This is a genomic window from Mycolicibacterium brisbanense (assembly GCF_001570425.1).
In the GTDB taxonomy this organism is placed as follows: domain Bacteria; phylum Actinomycetota; class Actinomycetes; order Mycobacteriales; family Mycobacteriaceae; genus Mycobacterium; species Mycobacterium brisbanense.
Map to the genome: position 1 here is coordinate 63,816 of NZ_BCSX01000011.1, position 21,822 is coordinate 85,637.

25 protein-coding genes are annotated in these 21,822 nt (G+C 67.1%); 12 read left to right on the top strand and 13 right to left on the bottom strand.

Going from position 1 to position 21,822, the window contains the following annotated elements; all coding sequences use genetic code 11:
* Positions 1-77 precede the first annotated feature (77 nt).
* From RMCB_RS04530 to RMCB_RS04540, 3 genes are read right to left on the bottom strand one after another with little or no spacing between them, the layout of a single operon-like run.
* Positions 78-890, bottom strand: a complete 813-nt coding sequence (locus RMCB_RS04530) for an exodeoxyribonuclease III (RefSeq protein WP_062827825.1) — start codon at positions 888-890, stop codon at positions 78-80.
* Positions 891-894: 4 nt separating this feature from the next.
* Positions 895-1,791, bottom strand: coding sequence for an N-acetylglutamate synthase, CG3035 family (locus tag RMCB_RS04535; protein WP_062827826.1), 897 nt, complete (start codon positions 1,789-1,791; stop codon positions 895-897).
* Positions 1,791-2,384, bottom strand: a complete 594-nt coding sequence (locus RMCB_RS04540) for a peptide deformylase (RefSeq protein WP_029370049.1) — start codon at positions 2,382-2,384, stop codon at positions 1,791-1,793. The genes RMCB_RS04535 and RMCB_RS04540 overlap by 1 nt, the downstream gene beginning before the upstream one ends.
* Before the next feature lie 138 nt (positions 2,385-2,522).
* Between RMCB_RS04540 and RMCB_RS04545 the strand changes: the two genes are divergently transcribed.
* From RMCB_RS04545 to RMCB_RS04575, 7 genes are read left to right on the top strand one after another with little or no spacing between them, the layout of a single operon-like run.
* Complete coding sequence (locus RMCB_RS04545) at positions 2,523-2,831, top strand: nucleoid-associated protein NapA (RefSeq protein ID WP_029370048.1); 309 nt, start codon at positions 2,523-2,525, stop codon at positions 2,829-2,831.
* 48 nt (positions 2,832-2,879) lie between these two features.
* Positions 2,880-3,353: a LytR C-terminal domain-containing protein gene (locus RMCB_RS04550; protein WP_029370047.1), complete on the top strand. Its 474-nt coding sequence runs from the start codon at positions 2,880-2,882 to the stop codon at positions 3,351-3,353.
* A 10-nt stretch (positions 3,354-3,363) separates the two neighbouring features.
* Positions 3,364-4,086 (top strand): superoxide dismutase[Cu-Zn], encoded by a 723-nt coding sequence (sodC, locus tag RMCB_RS04555; RefSeq protein WP_029370046.1) that lies wholly within the window; start codon positions 3,364-3,366, stop codon positions 4,084-4,086.
* Entirely contained in the window at positions 4,067-5,197 is a 1,131-nt protein-coding gene (locus RMCB_RS04560) for a glutamate--cysteine ligase (RefSeq protein ID WP_029370045.1), read from the top strand. Before sodC ends, RMCB_RS04560 begins: the two co-directional genes overlap by 20 nt.
* 21 nt (positions 5,198-5,218) lie before the next feature.
* Complete coding sequence (locus RMCB_RS04565; protein ID WP_234791989.1) at positions 5,219-5,629, top strand: hypothetical protein; 411 nt, start codon at positions 5,219-5,221, stop codon at positions 5,627-5,629.
* Between the two features lie 18 nt (positions 5,630-5,647).
* Positions 5,648-6,256, top strand: coding sequence for an LON peptidase substrate-binding domain-containing protein (locus RMCB_RS04570; protein ID WP_062827927.1), 609 nt, complete (start codon positions 5,648-5,650; stop codon positions 6,254-6,256).
* Between the two features lie 16 nt (positions 6,257-6,272).
* On the top strand, positions 6,273-6,962 hold the full coding sequence (locus tag RMCB_RS04575; protein ID WP_062827828.1) for a response regulator transcription factor: 690 nt from the start codon (positions 6,273-6,275) through the stop codon (positions 6,960-6,962).
* Here RMCB_RS04575 and RMCB_RS04580 read toward each other — a convergent pair.
* A complete protein-coding gene (locus RMCB_RS04580) occupies positions 6,923-8,326 on the bottom strand; it encodes an ATP-binding protein (RefSeq protein ID WP_062827829.1) in 1,404 nt (467 codons plus the stop codon). The two genes, RMCB_RS04575 and RMCB_RS04580, sit on opposite strands and share 40 nt — an antisense overlap.
* A 229-nt stretch (positions 8,327-8,555) precedes the next feature.
* Between RMCB_RS04580 and RMCB_RS04585 the strand changes: the two genes are divergently transcribed.
* A complete protein-coding gene (locus RMCB_RS04585; RefSeq protein WP_062827830.1) occupies positions 8,556-8,789 on the top strand; it encodes a hypothetical protein in 234 nt (77 codons plus the stop codon).
* A gap of 11 nt (positions 8,790-8,800) precedes the next feature.
* On the opposite strand, the gene RMCB_RS04590 is transcribed toward RMCB_RS04585, so the two are convergent.
* Positions 8,801-9,715 (bottom strand): SAM-dependent methyltransferase, encoded by a 915-nt coding sequence (locus RMCB_RS04590; RefSeq protein WP_062827831.1) that lies wholly within the window; start codon positions 9,713-9,715, stop codon positions 8,801-8,803.
* 272 nt (positions 9,716-9,987) lie between these two features.
* On the opposite strand from RMCB_RS04590, the gene RMCB_RS04595 reads away from it, so the two are divergent.
* Complete coding sequence (locus RMCB_RS04595; RefSeq protein WP_165606250.1) at positions 9,988-11,250, top strand: trypsin-like peptidase domain-containing protein; 1,263 nt, start codon at positions 9,988-9,990, stop codon at positions 11,248-11,250.
* A gap of 9 nt (positions 11,251-11,259) precedes the next feature.
* On the opposite strand, the gene mnhG is transcribed toward RMCB_RS04595, so the two are convergent.
* Genes mnhG through RMCB_RS04625 form a run of 6 tightly spaced genes read right to left on the bottom strand, consistent with a single transcriptional unit; the run spans position 11,260 to position 17,347 of the window.
* Positions 11,260-11,592 carry a monovalent cation/H(+) antiporter subunit G gene (mnhG, locus tag RMCB_RS04600; protein WP_062827833.1) on the bottom strand — a complete coding sequence of 111 codons (333 nt, stop codon included), beginning with the start codon at positions 11,590-11,592 and terminating at the stop codon, positions 11,260-11,262.
* Positions 11,589-11,876 carry a monovalent cation/H+ antiporter complex subunit F gene (locus RMCB_RS04605; protein ID WP_062827834.1) on the bottom strand — a complete coding sequence of 96 codons (288 nt, stop codon included), beginning with the start codon at positions 11,874-11,876 and terminating at the stop codon, positions 11,589-11,591. The genes mnhG and RMCB_RS04605 overlap by 4 nt, the downstream gene beginning before the upstream one ends.
* Complete coding sequence (locus RMCB_RS04610) at positions 11,873-12,412, bottom strand: Na+/H+ antiporter subunit E (RefSeq protein ID WP_062827835.1); 540 nt, start codon at positions 12,410-12,412, stop codon at positions 11,873-11,875. The genes RMCB_RS04605 and RMCB_RS04610 overlap by 4 nt, the downstream gene beginning before the upstream one ends.
* Positions 12,409-14,007 carry a Na+/H+ antiporter subunit D gene (locus tag RMCB_RS04615; RefSeq protein ID WP_062827836.1) on the bottom strand — a complete coding sequence of 533 codons (1,599 nt, stop codon included), beginning with the start codon at positions 14,005-14,007 and terminating at the stop codon, positions 12,409-12,411. The genes RMCB_RS04610 and RMCB_RS04615 overlap by 4 nt, the downstream gene beginning before the upstream one ends.
* Complete coding sequence (locus tag RMCB_RS04620; protein ID WP_029370035.1) at positions 14,004-14,468, bottom strand: Na(+)/H(+) antiporter subunit C; 465 nt, start codon at positions 14,466-14,468, stop codon at positions 14,004-14,006. The genes RMCB_RS04615 and RMCB_RS04620 overlap by 4 nt, the downstream gene beginning before the upstream one ends.
* On the bottom strand, positions 14,465-17,347 hold the full coding sequence (locus RMCB_RS04625) for a Na+/H+ antiporter subunit A (RefSeq protein WP_062827837.1): 2,883 nt from the start codon (positions 17,345-17,347) through the stop codon (positions 14,465-14,467). The genes RMCB_RS04620 and RMCB_RS04625 overlap by 4 nt, the downstream gene beginning before the upstream one ends.
* A 124-nt stretch (positions 17,348-17,471) precedes the next feature.
* On the opposite strand from RMCB_RS04625, the gene RMCB_RS04630 reads away from it, so the two are divergent.
* Together RMCB_RS04630 and RMCB_RS04635 are read left to right on the top strand one after the other, a co-directional pair.
* Positions 17,472-18,890, top strand: coding sequence for an FAD-dependent oxidoreductase (locus RMCB_RS04630; RefSeq protein ID WP_072278409.1), 1,419 nt, complete (start codon positions 17,472-17,474; stop codon positions 18,888-18,890).
* Positions 18,891-18,985: 95 nt separating this feature from the next.
* Positions 18,986-19,855: a type IV toxin-antitoxin system AbiEi family antitoxin gene (locus tag RMCB_RS04635; protein ID WP_062827838.1), complete on the top strand. Its 870-nt coding sequence runs from the start codon at positions 18,986-18,988 to the stop codon at positions 19,853-19,855.
* A gap of 66 nt (positions 19,856-19,921) precedes the next feature.
* Here the strand turns inward: RMCB_RS04635 and RMCB_RS04640 are convergent, their stop codons facing one another.
* A complete protein-coding gene (locus tag RMCB_RS04640) occupies positions 19,922-20,359 on the bottom strand; it encodes a DUF1707 domain-containing protein (RefSeq protein WP_062827929.1) in 438 nt (145 codons plus the stop codon).
* 198 nt (positions 20,360-20,557) lie between these two features.
* Here RMCB_RS04640 and RMCB_RS04645 point away from each other — a divergent pair, with 198 nt between their 5' ends.
* Complete coding sequence (locus RMCB_RS04645) at positions 20,558-21,406, top strand: DMT family transporter (RefSeq protein WP_062827839.1); 849 nt, start codon at positions 20,558-20,560, stop codon at positions 21,404-21,406.
* Positions 21,407-21,425: 19 nt separating this feature from the next.
* Here the strand turns inward: RMCB_RS04645 and RMCB_RS04650 are convergent, their stop codons facing one another.
* Positions 21,426-21,821, bottom strand: a complete 396-nt coding sequence (locus RMCB_RS04650) for a hypothetical protein (RefSeq protein ID WP_062827840.1) — start codon at positions 21,819-21,821, stop codon at positions 21,426-21,428.
* Between the last annotated feature and the right edge of the window lies 1 nt (position 21,822).

A 21,822-nucleotide genomic window follows, 5' to 3' on the forward strand; every position in this document is an offset into this window, starting at 1 on the left:
GCGTCGCGGTGATTCTGCGTCAGCGGTGCCGCTCACTCGCACTTCTACGCCTTGGGCGCGGAGTCAACGGGGACCGCTCACTCCAGGTCGACGACGACCGGGGCGTGGTCGCTCGGCGCGGTGGTGCCCTTCTTGGGACGCCGCTCGTCCTTCACGATCTCGGCATGGGTGACGCGCGCGGCCAGGGCGGGGGAGCCGAGGATGAAATCGATGCGCATGCCGCGGCGCTTCTGGAAAGCCAGCTGGGTGTAATCCCAGTACGTGTAGATTCCCGGGCCCGGCGTGAAAGGCCGCACCACGTCGGTGAATTGGGCGTCGTTGATGGCCTGGAAGGCGGCCCGCTCGGGCGCGGAGACATGCGTGCTGCCGTCGAATCTGGTCATGTCCCAGACATCCTCGTCGGTGGGAGCGATGTTCCAGTCGCCGACCAGTGCGATCGGCATCTGCGGGTCGTCACGCAACCAACCCGCCGCGGTATCGCGGAGGGCGGCAAGCCAATCCAGCTTGTAGGTGTAATGCGGGTCGGCCAGGGTACGGCCGTTGGGCACATACAGACTCCACACCCGCACACCGCCGCACGTCGCACCCAGTGCGCGGGCCTCGGCGGTCGCCTCCTCTTCGGGCTTGCTGCTCCAGGTTGGCTGTCCGTCGAAGCCGACCTGCACGTCATCGAGGCCGACTCGCGACGCGATGGCCACCCCGTTCCACTGGTTGAGGCCGACGTGGGCAACCTCGTATCCGAGCGCGGCGAACGGCATGGTGGGGAACTGCTCGTCGGTGCACTTGGTCTCCTGCATCGCCAGCACGTCGACGTCCGCACGGGACAACCAGTCGGTGACGCGGTCGACACGGGTGCGGATGGAGTTGACGTTCCAAGTGGCCAGGCGCATGAGGTTAGAGCGTACGGGCGTCGACATAGTGGCCGTGGTGGTGCAGCCGGAAGCCCATCGAGGTGTACAGCGCGATGGCTGGGTCGTTGTCGACCTCGACCTGCACGTAGGCGTGTTGCGCCCCCGCAGTGCCGCCCCACGCGATCAGCGCTTGGCACAGGGCCCGGGCGTGACCCTGCCTGCGGCTGCCGTCGGCCGTCCGGATCGACGAGATGCCGAGCCATCGGGTGCCGTCCGGGGCAGGGGTGACCGCCCCGCGGCCGACCGCCCGGCCCGCCACGGACGCGAAAGTCAACTCGCCGTCGACGACGGCCGTCAGGACGTCGACGGGTACCTCACGCCGATAGCCCGCCAGCCACGCGGCATCGGGCCGCGGGGCCAGCGCGACGGCCGGTGGCGCCGGGGCCGGCGTGTCGATGGCGCGCACCATGACCCGAGTGGCCTTGACGCCGGGAGTCCGGATCGGCAGCAGCCGCTCCGGTAGCGCCAGCCAGGGCGGCAGGTCCCGCTCGCGATACCAGGCCACGATCGCGGGGAGGTCGGCGATCTGAGCCGACATATCCAGTGGGACAGCTGAATTGGCGCGGCTGGTGACGCCGCCGCCGGCCCGCAGGAACCACCCGCGGTGCCAGTGTTGCTCCGTGCCCGGCCACGCCAGCGCCGCCGCGTGCTCCACGGCCCGGATCTGTGACCCGCGGACCGGGGCGTACGACAGCTCCCGCACGCTCACGATGTCGCCGGGGTCGATGTCGACGAGCTCGCCGGATTTGGTGCGCACCAGCACGGTCGGCTCGATCTGCTCCACATGCCCGACGACGTCGGTCAGCGGTTTGGCCGAACCCTCAGGCAGGCGGTAGCGCAGGCTGACCCGCGTGCCCGGCGTCGGCAGCACCGCTGGCATCAGTGCCCGAACGGGTCGGCATCCTCGCCGGGCATCCAGGACAGGCCCGGCACGCCCCAATGGTTGCGCTTCACCGCACGTTTGGCGGCGCGCGCGTGACGGCCCACGAGCTTGTCGATGTAGAGGAATCCGTCGAGGTGGCCGGTCTCGTGCTGCAGCATGCGGGCAAACAAATCGGTGCCCTCCAATGTGATGGAGTTGCCCTCTGCATCCAGTCCTGTGACGCGGGCCCACTCGGCGCGGCCGGTGGGGAATTGCTCACCCGGCACAGACAGACAACCCTCGTCGTCGTTGTCCGGGTCGGGCATGGTCTCGGGAATCTCGGATGTCTCGAGCACCGGGTTGATGATCACGCCCCGGCGGCGGTTGGTGCGCGTGCGTGTGTCGGCGCAGTCGTAGACGAACAACCGCTTGGAGACGCCGATCTGGTTGGCGGCCAAGCCAACCCCGTTGGCGGCGTCCATCGTGTCGTACATCGTCTGGATCAACTCGGCGAGATCAGCCGGCAGTGAACCGTCCGGCCCTACAGGTACCGGCTCGGTCGGCGTATGCAACACGGGATCTCCGACAATGCGAATCGGTACGACAGCCACGGGGGAAGCTTAGGCGGAAATGCTTGCCACCCGACTCGCGGGCTTATGTGTCACGCCAAGCCAGCAAGCCGTGGTTGAATAATCGCCGAACCACAGCGATGTCATTTCTCGAGTGTCGGAAGGGTCCAAGGGAGCAATATGGACGGCGCCATGGCGCGGACTGAGCGATCCGGAGATGACTCTGATCTGACCGACGGGCTCACCCGACGCGAACACGATATTTTGGCCTTCGAACGCCAATGGTGGAAGTACGCGGGCAGCAAGGAAGACGCGATCAAAGAGCTGTTCTCCATGTCGGCAACGCGGTACTACCAGGTGCTCAACGCACTGGTGGACCGCCCGGAGGCATTGGCCGCCGACCCCATGCTGGTCAAGCGGCTGCGCCGGTTGAGGGCCAGTCGGCAGAAGGCCCGGGCCGCGCGGCGGCTCGGCTTCGACGTCACGTAGGCCTGCGCCGGTGACGGGTCGGGCGATTCGCTCGATACAGTGGACCCGATGAATCAGCGAGAATCCTCCGGGCTACCCCTGCGTGCCATGGTGATGGTGCTGCTGTTCCTCGGGGTGGTTTTCCTGTTGGTCGGATTCCAGGCGATCGGTTCCGGCGACGACTCCTCGGGCGACAGCTCCACCGTGTCCTCGGCGACGACCACGACGACCACCGCCACGTCCACCGCCGCCAAAGCCGCGCCGGATCCTGCCAAGACCGATGTTCGGGTGTACAACGTCTCCGATGTCCCCGGTGCGGCAGAAGGCACGGCCAACCGGTTGCGCGAGGCGCACTGGCATGTCACCGAGACCGGCAACCTCACGCTGGACGGTGTCACCGGCACGACAGTGTTCTTCGGTGATACCCCCGGAGAGAAGGAAGCCGCTGATGAGGTGGGCAAATTGCTCGCCGCCCCGGTCGAACCTCGACGCGCTGAACTCAACGAGCAACCACCGGGCGTGATCGTGGTGGTCACCGGCTAGGCTTTGGCCCATGCTGAAGCCCGTCAGTGTCGCTGTCCTGTTCGCCGCCCCCGTTGTCGCGCTGAGCGCCTGCAGCCCGCCTGGTCAGGTGCCGTCCGACACGCCGGGTACCACTCCGTCCATCTGGACCGGATCGCCGTCTCCGTCGGCCGCACCCGGTGAGCACGGCAGCGGGCACGGGAACACCGGCGCCACCGGCACGCAGAGCGCGGGCGAGACCCTGACAGCAGACCTGAAGACCGCCGACGGTACGTCCGTGGCCACCGCGGAATTCCAGTTCGCCGACGGCTTCGCCACCGTCACCGTCGAGACCACCGCACCCGGGAAGCTGGCCCCCGGATTCCACGGCCTGCACATCCACTCGGTGGGCAAGTGTGAGGCCAACTCCGTGGCCCCCACCGGTGGCGCCCCTGGCGACTTCAACTCCGCAGGTGGACATTTCCAGGTGGCCGGGCACACCGCGCACCCCGCCAGTGGCGACCTGAGCTCGCTGCAGGTACGTGCCGACGGTTCGGGCAAGCTCGTGACCACCACCGACGCCTTCACCGCTGCCGACCTGCAGGGCGGCGGCAAGACGGCCATCATCATCCACGAGAAGTCCGACAACTTCGCCAACATCCCGCCGGAGCGCTACCAGCAGATCAACGGTGGTGCACCAGGCCCCGATGAGGCCACCATGGCCACCGGCGACGCTGGTAAGCGCGTGGCCTGCGGTGTCATCGGTACCGGCTAACAGCCGCATCGATTTTGCCGGCTCGCCCCGTCCCACACTCGGGGTGGAATGGGAGTTTGCTCTCGTCGACGCCGGCAGCCGGGAACTGAGCAACGAGGCCGCTGCGGTGATCGCCGACCTCGGCGACAACCCGCACGTCCACAAGGAGTTGCTGCGCAACACCGTCGAGATCGTCACCGGGGTATGCGAGACCACCGCGGAGGCGATGGACGATCTGCGCGGCACCCTCGGGTCCGTGCGACGGATCGTCGAGTCGCGCGGCATGGAGTTGTTCTGCGCGGGTACACATCCGTTCGCGAAGTGGTCGACGCAGCAGCTCACCGACGCTCCGCGCTACGCAGAGCTGATCAAGCGGACGCAATGGTGGGGCCGCCAGATGCTGATCTGGGGCGTCCATGTGCACGTCGGTATCTCGTCGGCGCACAAGGTGATGCCGATCATCTCGTCACTGCTCAACCAGTATCCGCACCTGCTGGCGCTGTCGGCGTCCTCCCCGTTCTGGGAAGGGGAGGACACCGGATACGCCAGCAACCGGGCGATGATGTTCCAGCAGTTGCCGACCGCAGGCCTGCCGTTCCAATTCCAGTCGTGGCCCGAATTCGAGGGCTTCGTGCACGACCAGAAGAAGACCGGCATCATCGACCACCTCAACGAAATCCGTTGGGACATCAGGCCGTCGCCTCAGCTGGGCACCGTGGAGGTACGGATATTCGACGGCGTCTCCAACATCCGCGAGCTCAGCGCGCTGGTGGCGCTGACGCATTGCCTGATCGTCGACCTGGACCGTCGCCTCGACGCGGGCGAGTTATTGCCGACCATGCCGCCGTGGCATGTGCAGGAAAACAAGTGGCGCGCAGCGCGCTACGGCCTCGACGCGGTCATCATTCTCGATGCCGACAGCAATGAGCGGCTGGTCACCGATGATCTCGACGAGCTACTCAACCGGCTGGAGCCGGTGGCCAAAACCCTGAAGTGCAGTGACGAATTGGCCGCGGTCGCCGACATCTACCACTCGGGGGCGTCGTATCAACGACAGCGCCGGGTCGCTGAGGAGAACGACGGCGACCTGCGTGAGGTCGTGGATGCCCTGATCGGCGAGCTTGAGCTATAGGGTGAGCTGATGCAGCGTTCGATGACGGCTGTGATTGCCACTGCGGCCATCTGTCTCGCCGGCTGCACCGAGGTCACTGCAGGCGCACCGATGGCAGACCCGGACCAGACCGGGATCACGACGACCACGGCCACGACCACGACGTCACGGCCGCGCCCGACGCCGACCGCCAACCCGTTGCCGCCCGAGGTGACCCCCGGCACCAGCGCTGCCAGCACGCCGCCTCCGAACGGCATGTCCACCACGTGCGACGAGTACTCGGCATTCGACGACCCGACGAAGATGGGCATGGTCCAACTGCTCGGCGACAACGGCTACCCGGGGCTGAAGAAGAATCCGTTCCTGTGGGTGAGTTTCATCGGGGCGATGTGCGTGCTCGCCGATCCCGGCGCCACGGTGGTGCAGGCGATCAACAAGAAAGTTCCCGGCTGACCCGTGACCGCGACACCGATGTTTCCCCTCGAGATGGCGATGCTGCCGGGTGAAGAATTGCCGCTGCGCATCTTCGAGCCCCGCTACGTCGCGCTGGTGAGCGATTGCATGGCCATGACCGAGCCTGCCTTCGGCGTCGTACTGATCTCGGCCGGGCGCGAGGTCGGCGGGGGTGACCAGCGATGCGACGTCGGTGCGCTTGCCCGGATCGTCGACTGCCAGAACTTCGGCGTGGACCGCTACCGGCTCAGATGCGTTATGGCCGAACGTATTCGGGTGCTGCGCTGGCTGGACGACGATCCGTACCCACGGGCTGAGATCGAAGTCTGGGACGATGAACCGGGCACCGCCGACGCGTCGTTGCTCACCGATGTGCAGGACCGCATGGTGGCACTGTTCGATCTGATCGGCGAGGCGCGGGGCGTCGCGTTCCACAGCCGCGACATCGTCACCGCCGCCGCCGCCGACCCGATCGATCCGCTCTACGCGCTGGCCGCCCGGGTGCCGATGGGGCAGGCCGACCGGTATTCGGTGCTGTGCGCACCGAGCGCCGCGGCGCGACTGGACGCGCTGAGCGAAGCCGTCGACACGGTGACGGCCATGGTGGAGTTTCAACTATCCGAGTAGCAGGATTGACGCCGAGATGCGGGTTTTGATCGTCGACGACGAGCCACGGCTCACCAAGACACTGAGCTTGGGGCTGCGGGCAGAAGGCTGGGTGGTGGTTGCCGTCGACAATGGTGTCGACGCTGTGCATCACGCGGTCGAAGACGATTTCGACGTCATCGTGCTCGACATCATGTTGCCCGGGATGAGCGGGTACGAGGTGCTGCGCCGCATCAGGGCCGAGCAGGTGTGGACCCCGGTGTTGATGCTGACCGCCAAGGACGGTGAATTCGACGAGACCGACGCCCTGGACCTCGGCGCCGACGACTATCTCACCAAACCGTTCAAGTTCAACGTGCTGGCCGCGCGGCTGCGTGCCCTGCAGCGTCGCTGTGCCCCGGAGCGCCCGGTGGTCATGACGGCGGGGACGTTGTCGCTGGACCCCGCCCGCAAGACCGTATCCCGCGACGGCGTCCCAATCGAGTTGACGCGCAGGGAATTCGGCCTGCTCGAGTACTTGATGCGCAACAAGGACACCGTCGTCACCAAGTCTGACATCCTCCGCAACGTATGGGACGCCCACTATTCCGGGCCGCACAACGTCGTCGAGGTATATGTGCGGTATGTCCGCCGGAAGATCGATGCGCCCTTCGGCACCAACACGATCGGCACCGTGCGCGGCGTGGGTTACCGGTTGGAATCCGGCGAAGTACCCGACGGAAACTGAACGCGCACGGCGGTCCCGCCGCCGGGTCGATCGGTCATGTTGATGCTGCCGTCATGTGCCGCAACGATTTCGGCGACGATCGAGAGTCCGAGGCCGGTGCCGCCGCCGCTGCGGGACCGGTCGGAGTCCAACCTTACGAACCGGTCGAACACCCGGAGCCGGTCTTTCGCAGGAATTCCCGGCCCGTCGTCGGCGACCGCGAGCAGGATGCAGCCGTCGTGCTCACTGAGGGTGATGTCGATGCGTGATTCAGCATGGCGGGCCGCATTGTCGGTGAGATTGCGCAACAACCGCAGCAGTGCCCGGGAATCACCGCGCAGGTGTGCCGGCGTGATGTCACGGTGGATAGCGAGAGTGGTTTCGCGACACAGCCGGTCGGCCTCGGCGATGGCGATGGCCTCCAGATCGACGTCCTCCCTGCGTAGCTTCAGCCCCCGCTCGTCGGCGCGGGCCAAGAGCAGAAGATCGTCGATGAGCAGCTGCATGCGCTGGGCTTCGGGGATCAGCGTCTGCTCGATCATGTCCTGATCGAGCAATTCAGGGTGCGACTGCGCGACATCGAGCGCCGAGATGATCGTGGTCAGTGGGCTACGCAGTTCGTGCGACGCGTCGCCGACGAACTGGCGCTGCGCGTTGTGGCCCATCTCGAGGCGGGCCAGCATGGCGTTCATGGTGTCGGCCAGGGCTGCGATCTCGTCGTGGCTCTCCGGCATCGGGACGCGCTCGGAGAGATCCGAGGTGCTGATGTCGGAGACTCGGGCGCGGATGGCGTCGACCGACCTCAGCGACCGCTTGACCAACAGATACGTGGCCATGGCGACCACGGTGATCACCAAAGGTGCTGCGCCGCAAAGCAAGAACGCGACCGTCTGGACTGTGGTCTCGGCGACCTCGCTGCTGCCTGCCACCAACACCGTGTAGTGGCCGCTGGAGGTGTGTACACGTTCCCCGACGATGCGCAGGTCGTTGTCCGGAGTGGCGTTGTCCGACATCTGAGTCGGCGTCTTGCCGATGCCGCCGATCGGGACCAGCGGGGTCGAGGGGGCGTCGGTCGAACGGTAGACGACGGTGTCGTTGTCCGAGATCACCTGGATCGCGATGATCCGCTGGTCGGTGTCCAACAGAGCGCTGTCGAACTCGTTGGGCGGCTCGGAGCGCAGCCCGCTGACGATGTCGTGCAGGCGGGCCGCTGCGGCGTCGTCGACCTCGGAGATCAGGAAGTGGCCCAGCAGCGCGACCAACGCGGCTCCGGCGACGACGTGCACCACCAGCACGACGGTGGCCGCGACGATGGCCGACCGGGTCGCGATGCCCCAGCCGCGGGGCCGCAGCTGCAGACCGCGCGTAGCGGCGCGTGACGTCATCCAGACAGTTTGGGCCCAGTTGCCACCAGAGTGTGCGCCGGGGTCGCGGCGCTGACGGGCCTGGCCGGATGTTGAGTCACTATCACATGTCCACGATCTGCATGGTGGCTGACAGTTTGCTGAGAGCAAAGTTCACGGTGGGTTTTATCAGCGTTCTCTCATCGAAGCCCTGTCACCATTTGGGCTCCGGTCGGGAAGCCCGAAACGCTCGTTTGCCAGAGGAGAACAGATGTACCAGCCAGACAAGCCGCGCCACCGCGTAAAGAAGTTGGCGGCGGTCGCCGGTCTGGGCGCCATGGCCGTGATGGGTGTGATCACCGCGATCGACGGCACCCCGGCCACCGTGGGCGGAACCACCGATCAGGTCGCCATGAAGCTCGGCGCCACCGTCACCATGACCACGCCGCCCACGGCGCCTGAAACCTCGTTCGCCGCCCCGACGGTCAAGGCCACGCCGAAGTAACTCCGGGCCTCTCAGCCCTCGGGACGCTCGTCCAAGACGCCCTCGACGAACACCGACGGCACTTTCCCGTCGTCGGCGTCGTCGAGCGGTGCCCGGTGATAGCGGGCCATCAGTTCGTCGGCCGGGACCGACGAGACTTGCCAGCAGTGGTCGTGCAGCCACGTCTCCACATCGGCCCGCTCTTCGAGGTACCAGAGCTGGGCCGGGTCGGGCATGTCGTGGCCCGTTTGGCCGGCCTGCTCACGGAGCTGCTGCAGCCGCGCCTGGCGGCGGGCCAGGTAGTCCTCGGTGAAGAAGTCGGCGCTGAAACCCTCGACGGCGATACGGCTGTCGCGCGCCGACAACTCGGTGATGCGCTCGAACAGCAGATCCTGCGCGGTGGCGGGCAGATAAGGCAGCAGACCCTCGACCGACCACGCGGTGGGTTGCGCCGGATCGAACCCCGCCTGACGCAGCGCGGTCGGCCAGTCCCGACGGAGGTCGACCGGGACGGCCACCAGCGCCGCGGCGGGCCGGGCATGGTGTGACTCCAAGACCTCGGCTTTGAACTGCAGCACCTTCGGTTGGTCGATCTCGTAGACCACGCTGTCGCCCACCCATGGCAGTCGCCAGGCCCGGGCATCGAGGCCGGCCGCCAGGATCACGGCCTGCTGTATGCCGCTGGCCCCCGCGGCGATGAAGAACTCGTCGAACCACTTTGTCCGCGCCGCGGCGTAGTCGCCGATGGTCCGGATCCGCTCGGCCATCGCCCCCTGCGGCGGCACCCAACCCCGCTCGGCGGCGGCATCGAGGAACATCTGCGCGTACGGGTCGAGGAACAGCGGAGTTTCGGACGCGGTCTCGTGGGCCCGCGCCATGGCCACGCCCAGCGCCGTCGCACCCACGCTCTCGTTGATGTCCCAGGTGTCGTCGTCAGTTCTGCTCACTGTGTCCAGTGTTCCCGAACTTCTCCGCGAAGTCCTCGTAGTGCAGCAGAGCAGGCCGCGTGTTCCTTGGTGCAAGGCCTTGGTCTCAGCGCGCAATTTCCCTGCCGTAGCAAATAATTGCCGTGGCTATCGGCCCAATCTCAGAGGACTTTCGGCCCTTAGTTGCGACCTGGGTTAACGCCTTTGCTTGTTGTACGGCAGAACGGCGGCCTTCCCCCTGTACGGGTTGAAGACGCCCAGTCAACGCGGGAGTGATGATGGTCAGAACAACGATGGCAACGTATGTCGGCTGGCTTGCCAGTGCTGCTGCTGCGGTGATGTTCACAGCTCCGATCGCACACGCCGACGACAGCGCCCTGGATGCCAAGGTCAAAGACAGCCTGATCTATATCCAGATCGAGTGGGACGGCTGGGTCAATGTCCCGGCCAAGTACATGGACAACAATCAATCGACCTGGTCGCAGGAAATGAAGACGTTCTTTACCTGCAGCGGCGCGGTGGTGGACCCGGCGGGTTTCATCGTCACCGCCGGTCACTGCGTCGACCCCGCCAACCCCAGCATCAAAGCGGGCGTCTACCGGACGCTGTTCACCTCTGGCATGTTCGGTCAGCCGTCCGATGCCGATGTCAGCAAGATGGTCGACACCGCGGTCAATGAGGAGTGGCCGATCGAGGGCAAGAACATGGGCACACCGATACAACGCAACGTGCAGGTGATCCAGCCCGAAGGTGTCAACGATCGCCAGATCACCCAGTGGACCACGGTGCAGGTGACTGATTTCCAGCCGATGAACAACGGCGACAACGCGTTGTTGAAGGTCAGCGGTCTCAAGCCGCTAAAGGCCCTACCGGTGGCGTCGGTGTCTCCTCCGGTTGGCGCCTCGGTGACCGCGATCGGTTTCCCGGGCAGCGTCAGCGACACGATCGCCGATCCGAACCGTCTGCCCCAGCCGAGTTTCAAGACAGGCACTGTCAGCGGCACCCAGGTGGACGCGCAAGGCGTTCAGGTCACCGAGATCAGTGCCCCGATGTCGGCAGGCATGTCCGGTGGACCGACCATCGACGAACGCGGCCAGATCGTCGGCTTGAACGATGAGTCGCCCGGGGAAGGCGAGACCCAGCCATTCAACTTCATCACCGATGCGGCGCAGCTGCATGCCTTTCTCGCGAAGAACAACGTCCAGGTGGTCAGCCTCTCGGCTCCCGCACACGGCAGGTCGGGTGTGCTGTGGTACATCGTGGGCGGCGCCGTACTGGTATTGGCAGCGGCCGGGACCCTCATCTTCATGATCCTGCGCCGACGGCGGCACCAATCCGTGGTGGTCGGGCGTCAGACAGACGTTTCAAGCAGGATGGCCCAACCCCAAGGTGCCGGCATCGGAGGTTCTCCTGGGATGGCGCAACCGGGTAGCGACGGAAGTGCGCCGCTCGGCGCAACGCCGATCGAAGGCGGCCATAACTTCTGTCCCTCGTGTGGAGCGCCGCACCGTCCTGAGGACCATTTCTGCCCCGAGTGTGGCAAGCCGACGACCTAGGTAAGTAGCTCAACTCGCTGAGTCACGCAAGTCGTCACGGGTGAGCAGGTCGTCGCGGATGTTCTGCTCGCGGTAGGCGAGTTGCCCGACCCGGTTGGCCACCACCGGCGCCGTGATCAAGGTGAACAGCCCCGTCAGGATCAGCATGCCGACGTCGGCATTGCCCCGCAGTCGAATGGCGGCGCCGGCCAGCACCAGAAGCAGCCCGAGCACCTGCGGCTTGCTCGCGGCGTGCATGCGCGACAGCGTGTCCGGGAACCGGACCACGCCGATCGCGGCGGTCAACGCCAGGGTCGAGCCACCCAGGATGAGGATCGCGGTGACGATGTCGAGGACGTTCACGACACCTCCCGCCCGTTCCGGGGCTTGTCCGTGTCGCGCACGCGGAACCGCGCCACGCTCACCGACCCGACAAAGGTGATCAACGCCAACGCCGTCAGGCTGTAGGTCACCGTGCTGTCCAGGCTGAACGCTGCCCAGGTGCCGATCGCACACATCGTCACCGCGACCAGGGTGTCGAGGGCCAGGAGGCGGTCCAGCGTGGTCGGACCGGCCAGCAACCGGAACATGGTGGTTGCTGCGGCGGCCGAGAGCATCACCGCGGCAATGATCCAGACGGTCGTCATGCGCGGCCCACCCCCTGCTCCGCCGCCGGCCGCCAATCCTCATCGCGTTCGAAGGCCGCGATCAGCATCCGCTCGACCTGCTCGACCTGACGGTAGAACCGGTGCACCGACCGTTCCGAACCCACGTCGATCACGTGCAGATAGAGCATCCGGCGCGACTGGTCGATCTCCAGCACGATCGAGCCCGGGATCAGGTTGAAGATGTTGACCGCCAGGGCCAGCACCAGATCCGACTTGAGCGCCAGATGCGCCCGCAGCACGGCGACCAGCGGTGGCGGTCCGGGCCGGATCGCCAGCCAGGCCACCTGCACCGAGGACAGCACGAGGTAATAACCCACCAGCACATTGAGTTTCAGCAGCGACAGGGGATGCAGCCGGCCTTCGACCGGCACGGCGGGCAGTGGCAGCAGCAGCGTGATCACCAGCGCCACCACCAGCCCGCTCACCATGTTGGCGATCGAGAAGTGCCCCCATAGCAGGCACCAGACCAGGATCAGGAAACACAGGATCCAAAGTCGTAGCAGTGGGTGTCTCATCGGTTCGTACCTCCGAGTACAGCCGAAATGTACTGACCCCGGTCGAGCACCTCGGCGGCCGATCGCTCGGCGTAGGAGAAGATCGGTCCGGCAGCGACGGTCAGCGTCAGCCCCACCGCGATCAGCGCACCCGTCGGCACCAACATCCCGATCGGCATGCGCCCCACGCTGTCCCGGTCGGCGAACTCGATGTCCTCGATGTCGTCCAGCAACACCGAGGGGGCGGCCGCTGCCAGATGCCCCTCGGGCGCGTCGGCCCGGGACCGCCAGAACGCTTTGGTCCACACCCGGGCCACGACGTAGAGCGTCAGAAGGCTCGTGATGACGGCGCCGGCCACGAGGATCCAGGCCAGTGTCGACCCGTTCTGGGCGCCGGCCTCCAGCAGCGCGATCTTGCCGATGAAACCCGAGAACGGCGGGATCCCACCGAGATTGAGGGCGGGCACGACGAACACGAAGGCCAGCACCGGGCTGGCCGCGGCCAAACCGCCCAGCCGCTGTAGCGTCGACGCCCCGGCCTGTCGCTCGATGAGACCGACTACCAGGAACAACGTCGTCTGCACGACGATGTGGTGCGCGACGTAATAGATGGCCCCGGACATTCCCAGCTGATTGCCGAGCGCGACCCCGAACACCATGTAGCCGATGTGACTGACGAGCGTGAAGGACAGCAGCCGCTTGATGTCGCTCTGCGCGATGGCGCCGAGTATGCCGATCACCATCGTCAGCAGCCCCGCCACCAGCAGCACCGAATCGAGCCCGCCGCCGGGGAACAGCAGCGAGTGCGCCCGGATGATGGCGTACACACCGACTTTCGTCAGCAACCCGGCGAACACGGCCGTGACGGGCGCCGGCGCGGTGGGGTAGGAGTCGGGCAGCCAGGCCGACAGCGGGAACACCGCGGCCTTGATCCCGAACGCCACCAACAGGACGGCGAACAGCGCGTCGCGCGTGCCGGTCGATATCCCGTCGAGCCGCAGCGCCAGCTCGGCCAGGTTGAGGGTGCCGGTGGCGGCGTAGACCAGCGCGATGCCGACCAGGAAGATCAGCGACGACACCATCGACACCATCACGTACGAGATGCCTGCCCGGACCCGATCGGGGCTGGCACCGATGGTCAGCAGCACGAAGCTGGCGGCCAGCAGCACTTCGAATCCGACGAACAGATTGAACAGGTCACCGGCCAGGAACGCGGTGCACACACCGGCAGACAGCACCAGATAGGTGGGCATGAAGATGGACACCGGCTGGCGTTCGTCGCCGTCGCGGATACCCTGCCCGATGGCGTACACCACCACCGCAAGCAGCACGATCGACGACACCACCAGCATCAGCGCCGAGAGCCGGTCGACCACCAGCGTGATGCCAAGCGGTCCCATTCCCGGCACGCTCTGCGCCCAGCCGCCGACATGCAGCACGAGCGTGCCGTCGCGGTCGGCCAGATAGAGCAGCGACGCGCACACCGCGACCACCGTCGCCAGTGCCACCTGCGTGATGATCCGCTGCAACCGGGGACGGCGACCGGCCACCAGCGTGGCGGCCGCGCCGAGCGCCGGGATCAGCACCGGCAGCGGGATCAGACTTTGGGCGCTCACTTGGACCCCTCGAAACCGGGCAGTGCGTCCAGCTCGTCGGGGGCATCGGTATCGCGACTGGCCGTTGGTTGGGGGATGTCTTCCGCCTCGTCTTCTGTGCCGGACTGCTGCGACACCCGCGTGTCCTCCGGGTCGTTGCTGACCTCTTCGACAGTGGTTATCCGGTAGGACCGGTACGCCAGCGCCAGCACGAACGCCGCGATGCCCATGCTGATGACGATCGCGGTCAGGATCATGCCCTGCGCGAGCGGGTCCGCCGTCGTAGTGGCACCGTCGCTGGTGTTGCCGCGGATCGGCGGATTGCCCGACGGGCCGCCGACAGTGAGCATCAGCAGGTTGACGGCGTTGCCGATCAGCAACAGGCCCAAGAGCATTCGGGTGAGGTTGCGTTCGAGCAGCAGGTAGACCCCGGTGCTGGTGAGGCCGCCGATGAGCAGCAGGGGAACCAGGAACGTCGTCATCGCGTCACCGCCTTGGACAGCCCGGCCGCCTCCGCCATCTCGGTGTCCACGCGCGCGCCCAGGCTGCGCAGCACATCGAGCACCAGGCCGACGACGATCAAATAAACGCCGAGGTCGAAGAACAGCGCGGTGACCAGCTTGACGTGACCGAACACCGGCAGGTCGAGCTGAACCACGGCCGACGACAACGCTGGTGCGCCGAGGGCCACCGAGGTGATCGCCGTGGTGGCCGACAGCGCCAGTCCGGTGCCCAGAATCTTCCCGGCATCCAGCGGCAGTGTCTCGCCGAGTTCGTAGCGCCCGCCGGCCAGATACCGCAGGACCAGCGCGAGGCCCGCGGTCAGCCCACCGGCGAAACCACCGCCCGGGTGGTTGTGGCCGGCGAAGAAGAAGTAGGCCGACAACATCATGATCAGCGGGAAGATGACGCGCGTCGCGACCTCGAGCACCAGCGACCGGTGCCGCGGGTCACGCAGTTCGCTGCCGCGCAGCCACGTGATGTCACCTGCGGCCGGGCTGTACGCGGCGATGGGCCCGATGTCGGGCTGACCGACGGCCTGGCTGACCCGCGGTGCCGCGCCGAACCGACGGTGCCGGAACACCAGGGACGCGACGCCCGTCGCCGCCACCAGCAGCACCATGATCTCGCCCATGGTGTCCCAGGCGCGGATGTCGACCAGCAGCACGTTGACGGTGTTGGAGCCATGCCCCCGGTAGTAGGCGGCGTCCGGCAGCAGCGCGGCGATGCCGACGCCGGAACGGGCCGCCATCGCGTACACCGCCAGGGTGGTCACCGCGGCGCCGACCGCCAGCGCCAGAAGCGCGCGCGGCAACCGGTGGCGGTTGATGTTGGTGCGGTCCGCCTCGGCGGGCAGGGTCCGCAGCACCAACAGGAAAATCACCAAAACCAGTGTCTCGACCAGGAATTGGGTCAAGGCCAAATCGGGTGCGCCGTGAAACGCGAAGATCGCGCCGCAGCCGTAGCCGGTCACGCCGATCAGCAAGACTGCGGCCAGTCGATTCCGCATCACCACGGCGCCGAGCGCGGCGGCGAGCATCAGCACCCCGACGACGACCTGTATCGGCGAATCCCACAGCTCGAAGTTCGGACGGTCCCTGGCGCCCAAGGCCAGCATGATGATGGGCACCAGCACGAGCGTCGAGAGGATCACCGACTGGGTGGCGGGCAGCGAGCCGCGTTGCGTCAAGGCGGTCAGCCGGACCGCCAGGATGTCCAATCCGCGGATCACCGCGTCGTACATGCGGTCGGCGTTGCCCAGCGGCAGGAAGCCGGACTTCGCGCGCGGCAACCGGTTCCGGCCGAAGAACGCGGCGGTACCGGCGGCGAGGACCACCGCCGACAGCAGCAGCGGCAGGCCCAACCCGTGCCAGAGCGCCAGGTGATAACCCGAGCCGCCCGGCATGGTGTTGGCATAGTCGTCGAGTACCGCATCCATGCCGGCAGGCCACAGCCCGAAAGCCAGACCCGCGGTCGCGAGGATGGCCGGCGCGGTGAGGAAACTGGTTGACGGATGATGCATTTCGGCGACCCGGGTGCTCGGCTGCGGCAGGCCTTTGGCGGCGAACGCACCCCACAGGAATCGCAGGCTGTAGATGGTGGTGAACACCGAGCCCACCACGATGCCGGTCAGCACCCACGGGGCCGCCGAGCCCAGTGCCGGGCTGTGCAGCACGGTCTCCAGGTCGGCCTCCTTGGCGACGAACCCGAAGAACGGCGGCAGCGCGGCCATGCTCGCGGTCGCGCCAACCGCGATGGTGAACAGCGGGCGGTTGTGTCGTCCGAGCCCTGCGAGCCTGCGGATGTCGCGGGTGCCGGTGGCGTGGTCGATCACGCCGACCACCATGAACAGCGCGGCCTTGAACATCGCGTGCGCGCACAGCATCGCCAGACCGGCGAGCATCATGTCGCTGCCGCCTGCCCCGACCATGACGGTGATCAAGCCCAGCTGGCTGACCGTGCCGAACGCGAGGATCAACTTGAGGTCGTATTCACGCACGGCCCGCCAGCCGGCCAGCAGCATGGTGAGCAGACCGAGACCGATGACCATCGGCCGCCACAGCGGCGTGTCGGCGAACCCCGGCGTCATCCGCGCCACGAGATAGACACCGGCCTTGACCATCGCGGCGGCATGCAGATATGCGCTGACGGGGGTCGGAGCCGCCATCGCGCCGGGGAGCCAGAAGTGCAGCGGGACGATCGCGGATTTGGACAGCGCGCCGACGAGAATGAGCGCCACGCCGATCGCGGTCGCTGTGCCGCCGGGCGGGGACGCGATCAGCTCGGACAACAGGTAGGTGCCCGCCAGGTGGCCGAGCACCACGATGCCGACCAGCATGGCCAACCCACCGAAGGTCGTCACCAGTAAGGCCTGGGTCGCCGCGCGGCGGCTGGTGGCGCGTTCGGCGTAGTGGCCGACGAGTAGGAACGACAGCACCGTGGTGGTTTCCCAGAAGATGTAGAGCACCAGCATGTTGTCGCTGACCACGAGCCCGAACATGGCTCCGGAGAACGCGACCAGCTCGGCGGCGAAGCTGGGCAGGCGCTTCTCGATACGTCCGTCGTGATGGTGGAAGTACTCGCCGCAATAGAAGAGGACGAGAGCGCCGATGGCCAGCACCAGCACGCTCATGATCGCCGAGAGCGAGTCGAAGCGCAGCGTGATGTCCATCGACAATTCGGGGACCCACGGGATGTGCAGGGTGGGCACCCGGTCGTGGCTGGGCCAGTTCATTGCCACCCACACGAGCGATCCGAGCGGCACGAGGGCGAGGGGATAGAACGCCGCTCGGCCCCATCTGGCGACCAGAAGGGGCGCAAGCGCGGTGGCTACCGCGTGAGCGACCAATACGGCGAGCATGGCACTCCGATCTGGTTGGGGTCGGGGTGTCGGACACCGTTGAGCGCTGACGCGAATCAACGAGCACAAGTGGCGTCGGGTTTCGGCCATTCTACGTGCGCGGGGGTCGCTAGCATCGATTCCTGTGGGAACCGGTGAGGTTCTGGTGGTCGGCGCCGGGCCGACCGGTTTGATGCTGGCGTGCGAGCTCGCGCTCGGGGGTGCGGCGGTCACCGTGCTCGAGGAGCGCACCACGACGCCGAACATCACCAGGGCGTTCGCCGTACATGCCCGCACCCTGGAACTGCTCGACGGGCGTGGCCTGGTCGATGAGCTGATGGCCCGTGGAGTGCCGGTCCATGAGGTGGCTCCGCCCGGCGGCCGCACGTTGGACCTGCGCGAATTGCCGACTCAGTTCGGCATGGTGTTGATCGTCCCGCAGAGCGGAACCGAGCACGTGCTCGAGGAGCGGGCCGCGCAGCTGGGTGTCACGGTGCGCCGCGGCGCCGAAGTCGTCGGGCTCCGACAGGACGACGACGGCGTAACGGTGGAGCTGGCAGGCGGGGACCGTCTGCGTGCGGACTACGTGGTCGGGTGCGACGGCGCACACAGCGCGGTGCGCGAGCTGCTCGGGATCGACTTCGTCGGCAAGCAGTACGCCACCCACATCCTGCTGGCCGATGTCCGGTTGGCGGAGCAGCCCACCGAAACCTTGTTCGGCCGGACGAGTGCCGACGGCGTGGTGCTGTTTGTACCGTTCGGTGACGGCTGGTTCCGGGCGATCGCCTGGGACCGGTCGCGGGAGCAGGCGCCGCTGGATGAGCCGGTGACGCTCGACGAGATGCGCGACGCGTTCAACCGGATCGCCGGCGAAGACTTCGGCATGAGCGATATGCGGTGGAGCTCGCGTTTCCTCAGCGAACGACGGCAGGCCCGGCACTACCGGTCGGGGCGGGTGTTTCTGGCTGGCGACGCGGCGCACGTGCATTCACCGCTGGGCGGGCAGGGCATGAACACCGGGCTCGGCGACGCCATCAACCTGGGGTGGAAGCTCGCGGCCGCGGTCCGCGGGCAGGCCCCGCCGTGGCTGCTGGACAGCTATGAACGCGAACGGCATCCGGTCGGCGAGCGGGTGCTGCAGATGACCGACGCGTTCAACCAGATCGTGCTCGGCTCCCCGGTCACGCGGCGGGCGCGGGCTCTGGTCCTCGCGACCGTGTTGCGGATACCCCGCACGCGCCGGTTCGTGGCGGAGCTGTTGAGCGGCATCGGCATCGCTTATCCCCACGCCCGCGGTGAGGACTGGCTGGTCGGTCGCCGGATGGCCGACGTGAAATGCGGCAACAGCCGCCTGTATGAGCTGCTGCGGGCGGGCAAGTTCGTGTTGGTCACCGCGGCGCCGGTCGACGTCGCCGGCTGCGATGTCGTGCAGGCGATCGACAACCGGCCCGAACTGCCTGACGCGGTGCTGGTCCGGCCTGACGGGTACGTGGCCTGGGCCAGCGAACGGTTACCCCGGTCTTCCGACGTGCGCGCGGCGATCGCGCACTGGACCCGCGCATGACTCACCGAGATTCACACCAGGGACAAAATCAGGTCGAGATTTGTCCCTGAGTACAGCCTGGGTGCGGTGTCGGTACCGCGTGCCAACATTCCGGCATGGGTGGGGTAATCGTCGGCAGTGAAGCATTGTCCAAGCAGCTCGTCACGCGTAATGAGCTTCGGCATCGTTACCAGCGGCTGTTTCCCGACGTATATGTCCAAGGAGAACCGACGCTGCGCGACCGGACCGTCGGTGCCTGGCTGTGGTCGGGCCGTCGGGCAGTGATCGCCGGCGTCGCTGCGTCGGCTCTGCACGGCGCGGCGTACGTGGACCCAGACGTCCCGATCGAACTCATCTGGAACAACACCCGGCCCCCGGCAGGTTTGGTTGTGCGCAACGAGACCCTTTCTGCCGACGAAATCAAGCGGGTCGTCGGCATGCCGGTCACCACACCCGCGCGCACCGTGTTCGACCTCGGCCGCCACTACCCGCGCGACGAGGCCGTTGCACGTATTGATGCGTTGGCCTGGACCCGGCGCGTCACCGTCGACGACGTCACGCCGCTTATCGCGCGCTACCCGAGTGTTCGGGGGATCCGGGCACTGAAAGTCGCACTGCCGCTGGTCGACTCGGGTGCCGATTCCCCGCGGGAAACATGGTTGCGCCTGCGATTGACCGACGCCGGAATGCCGCCCGACGAAACCCAGATCGTGGTGACGGTGGGACGCGGCCGAGTGGTGGCGGTGCTCGATATGGGCTGGCCGCAGCTTGGGGTGGCAGTCAACTACGACGGCATCTTCCACCAGTCCGACCGCAAACGCTATGTGCAGGACCAGAAGACCCTACGCGAGCTCGAGGCCATGAGATGGATCGTCATCCGCGTGATCGCCGAGGACAACATCGCCGACGTCCTCGCCCGTGTCGAGCGGGCGTTGCTCAGCCGCGGCTGGCATCGAGACTGTAGCCAGGGACAAAAAACGGCATGATCTTGTCCCTCAGTACCGTCTCGACCATCACCACATCTCGAGCGCGACCACGTTGGCGCTCACCCGTTATGCGATCCGGGCTGGCCTCATCGAGCCGTGAGCCCAGACCGGGATGGCATGGGACGCAACGCCGATGCCCCAGCCCATGATGGGCCAGACCGGCCAGAAGTACCACCCGCCGCCGCCGAGCCCGACTGCCAGCCAGATGCCGATCATCAGCAGTGAGACCGCGAGGTAGACGCCGCCGTGGATGACGACGCTGAGCCGCGCCGCGCGAACCTGGGCGGCGCGCCGGCGGGGATCGTTGCGGCGCAGCTGCGCCAGCGGGAGGTCGGCCACAAGTCCGCGGAGTTCACCGTGGGTGTTCGACCGGAACGTGGTGGCCAGCCGGTCCTCGTATTCGGCCATGGTCAGGTAGCCCTGGGCGAAGGCTTGCCCGAGGTCGTTGGCGGTCTGCTCGCGCTCGCGGTCGCCTGCGCGGGTGGGTTGCTGCATGACAGACATGACGCCTCCGTTGAACTTGTCAATGACTAGTTCCATGATGGACGCCTATCTAGTCAGCGTCAAGATGCAATGTGCGCTTGGGGATGATCTACCCCTGGGCCCGAGCGCTCGCTGAAGATCAAGCGGAGACAACTCTTGCCATCGGCAAGCTGTGGCGCACGTCACCCGCGTCGGAGCGGTCCGGTAGCCTCGGCCGCCGTGGGTATCCTTCTGGCGCTCGGCGCGGCGAGCATGTACGGGCTGTCCGATTTCCTCGGCGGCGTGCTGTCGCGCCGAACGTCGGTGTGGCGTGTGGCGTTTGCGGTCCAGCTGAGCAGTGCGGTCGTCCTGGCGCTGGTGGCGGTCGTCTTCGGTGGCGCCCCCGGCGGCGCGGCGCTCGCGTGGGGTGCACTGTCCGGCATCGGGTCGGGCGTGGGCACCGGATTCCTGTACCGCGGCCTGGCGAATGGGCGGATGAGCGTCGTGGCGCCGCTGTCGGCGGTCGGCGCGGCCGCCCTGCCGGTTCTGGTGGGCGTGGTCATCGGTGAGCGGCCCAGCGCGTTGGCCTGGTTCGGGATCGTCTTCGCCCTGCCCGCGATCTGGCTGATCGCGACCGGCGAGGGCGACGAGAATGTCGCGGGTGGGCGTGTAGCCAACAAAGCGACCGGCGTGCTCGACGGGATCGTGGCCGGCATCGGCTTCGGGTTCCTGTTCGTCTCCCTCGGTCAGGTACCCGAGGGCTCCGGGCTGTTCCCGGCCGCACTCAGCCTGGCGGTGTCGGTGGTGGTCATCGCGGTGATCGCCAGCGTGTTGCGGCAAAGCTGGTTGCCGCGAGACCGGTATGCCGCGGTTTCGCTGGCGGTCGGCTTGGCCACGGCGGCCGCCACCATGCTCTTCCAGCTCGCGACCCACTCCGGCCTGCTCGCCATCTCGTCGGTGTTGTCCTCGCTGTACCCCGCGTTCACAGTGCTGCTCGCGGTGGTGGTACTGCGGGAGCGAATCCACCAGGGTCAGGCGTTCGGGCTGGCGATGGCCGCCGGGGCGGTGACGCTGGTTACCCTCGGCTGATCCTGGCGCGGCCGACGATTCAGGGCTGCCGGACGCTCACTCCGCGGCGGCGGGCCTCATTGGCAATCCGCTTGAGCGTCCAGCGCACGACGATCCGGTGTCCGCCGGATCCGATGACCAGGGCGCGGTAGATCTTCCCTCGGAAGTGGGGGAACGCCGCCCAGGTCTGCGATCGCACCCGGGTGCGGTTCGGCGTCAGTGCGTCCAGTTCGAAGACCCATTCGTAGCTCGCGAACGGGTGGCGTCCGGCGAGGACGAGGCGCTCGGGTGCGCGGCACTCGCCGACCCGGAAGCCGACCGGCGCGTGCGGGTCGGCCGGGTCGCCGCACAGGACTTTCAGCACCGCCTCCCATGTTGTCGCGGCGTCGGAGTCGATGGTTGTGGCATGCTCGTCGATATAGGGTAAACGTTCCATA

Bases quoted from the DNA above. Each gene is read 5' to 3' on its own strand.
- RMCB_RS04530 (WP_062827825.1), bottom strand. From the start codon at position 890: ATGCGCCTGGCCACTTGGAACGTCAACTCCATCCGCACCCGTGTCGAC.
- RMCB_RS04535 (WP_062827826.1), bottom strand. From the start codon at position 1,791: ATGCCAGCGGTGCTGCCGACGCCGGGCACGCGGGTCAGCCTGCGCTAC.
- RMCB_RS04545 (WP_029370048.1), top strand. From the start codon at position 2,523: ATGGACGGCGCCATGGCGCGGACTGAGCGATCCGGAGATGACTCTGAT.
- RMCB_RS04550 (WP_029370047.1), top strand. From the start codon at position 2,880: ATGAATCAGCGAGAATCCTCCGGGCTACCCCTGCGTGCCATGGTGATG.
- sodC (WP_029370046.1), top strand. From the start codon at position 3,364: ATGCTGAAGCCCGTCAGTGTCGCTGTCCTGTTCGCCGCCCCCGTTGTC.
- RMCB_RS04565 (WP_234791989.1), top strand. From the start codon at position 5,219: ATGACGGCTGTGATTGCCACTGCGGCCATCTGTCTCGCCGGCTGCACC.
- RMCB_RS04570 (WP_062827927.1), top strand. From the start codon at position 5,648: ATGTTTCCCCTCGAGATGGCGATGCTGCCGGGTGAAGAATTGCCGCTG.
- RMCB_RS04575 (WP_062827828.1), top strand. From the start codon at position 6,273: ATGCGGGTTTTGATCGTCGACGACGAGCCACGGCTCACCAAGACACTG.
- RMCB_RS04580 (WP_062827829.1), bottom strand. From the start codon at position 8,326: ATGACGTCACGCGCCGCTACGCGCGGTCTGCAGCTGCGGCCCCGCGGC.
- RMCB_RS04585 (WP_062827830.1), top strand. From the start codon at position 8,556: ATGTACCAGCCAGACAAGCCGCGCCACCGCGTAAAGAAGTTGGCGGCG.
- RMCB_RS04595 (WP_165606250.1), top strand. From the start codon at position 9,988: ATGGCAACGTATGTCGGCTGGCTTGCCAGTGCTGCTGCTGCGGTGATG.
- RMCB_RS04605 (WP_062827834.1), bottom strand. From the start codon at position 11,876: ATGACGACCGTCTGGATCATTGCCGCGGTGATGCTCTCGGCCGCCGCA.
- RMCB_RS04610 (WP_062827835.1), bottom strand. From the start codon at position 12,412: ATGAGACACCCACTGCTACGACTTTGGATCCTGTGTTTCCTGATCCTG.
- RMCB_RS04620 (WP_029370035.1), bottom strand. From the start codon at position 14,468: ATGACGACGTTCCTGGTTCCCCTGCTGCTCATCGGCGGCCTCACCAGC.
- RMCB_RS04625 (WP_062827837.1), bottom strand. From the start codon at position 17,347: ATGCTCGCCGTATTGGTCGCTCACGCGGTAGCCACCGCGCTTGCGCCC.
- RMCB_RS04635 (WP_062827838.1), top strand. From the start codon at position 18,986: ATGGGTGGGGTAATCGTCGGCAGTGAAGCATTGTCCAAGCAGCTCGTC.
- RMCB_RS04640 (WP_062827929.1), bottom strand. From the start codon at position 20,359: ATGTCTGTCATGCAGCAACCCACCCGCGCAGGCGACCGCGAGCGCGAG.
- RMCB_RS04650 (WP_062827840.1), bottom strand. From the start codon at position 21,821: ATGGAACGTTTACCCTATATCGACGAGCATGCCACAACCATCGACTCC.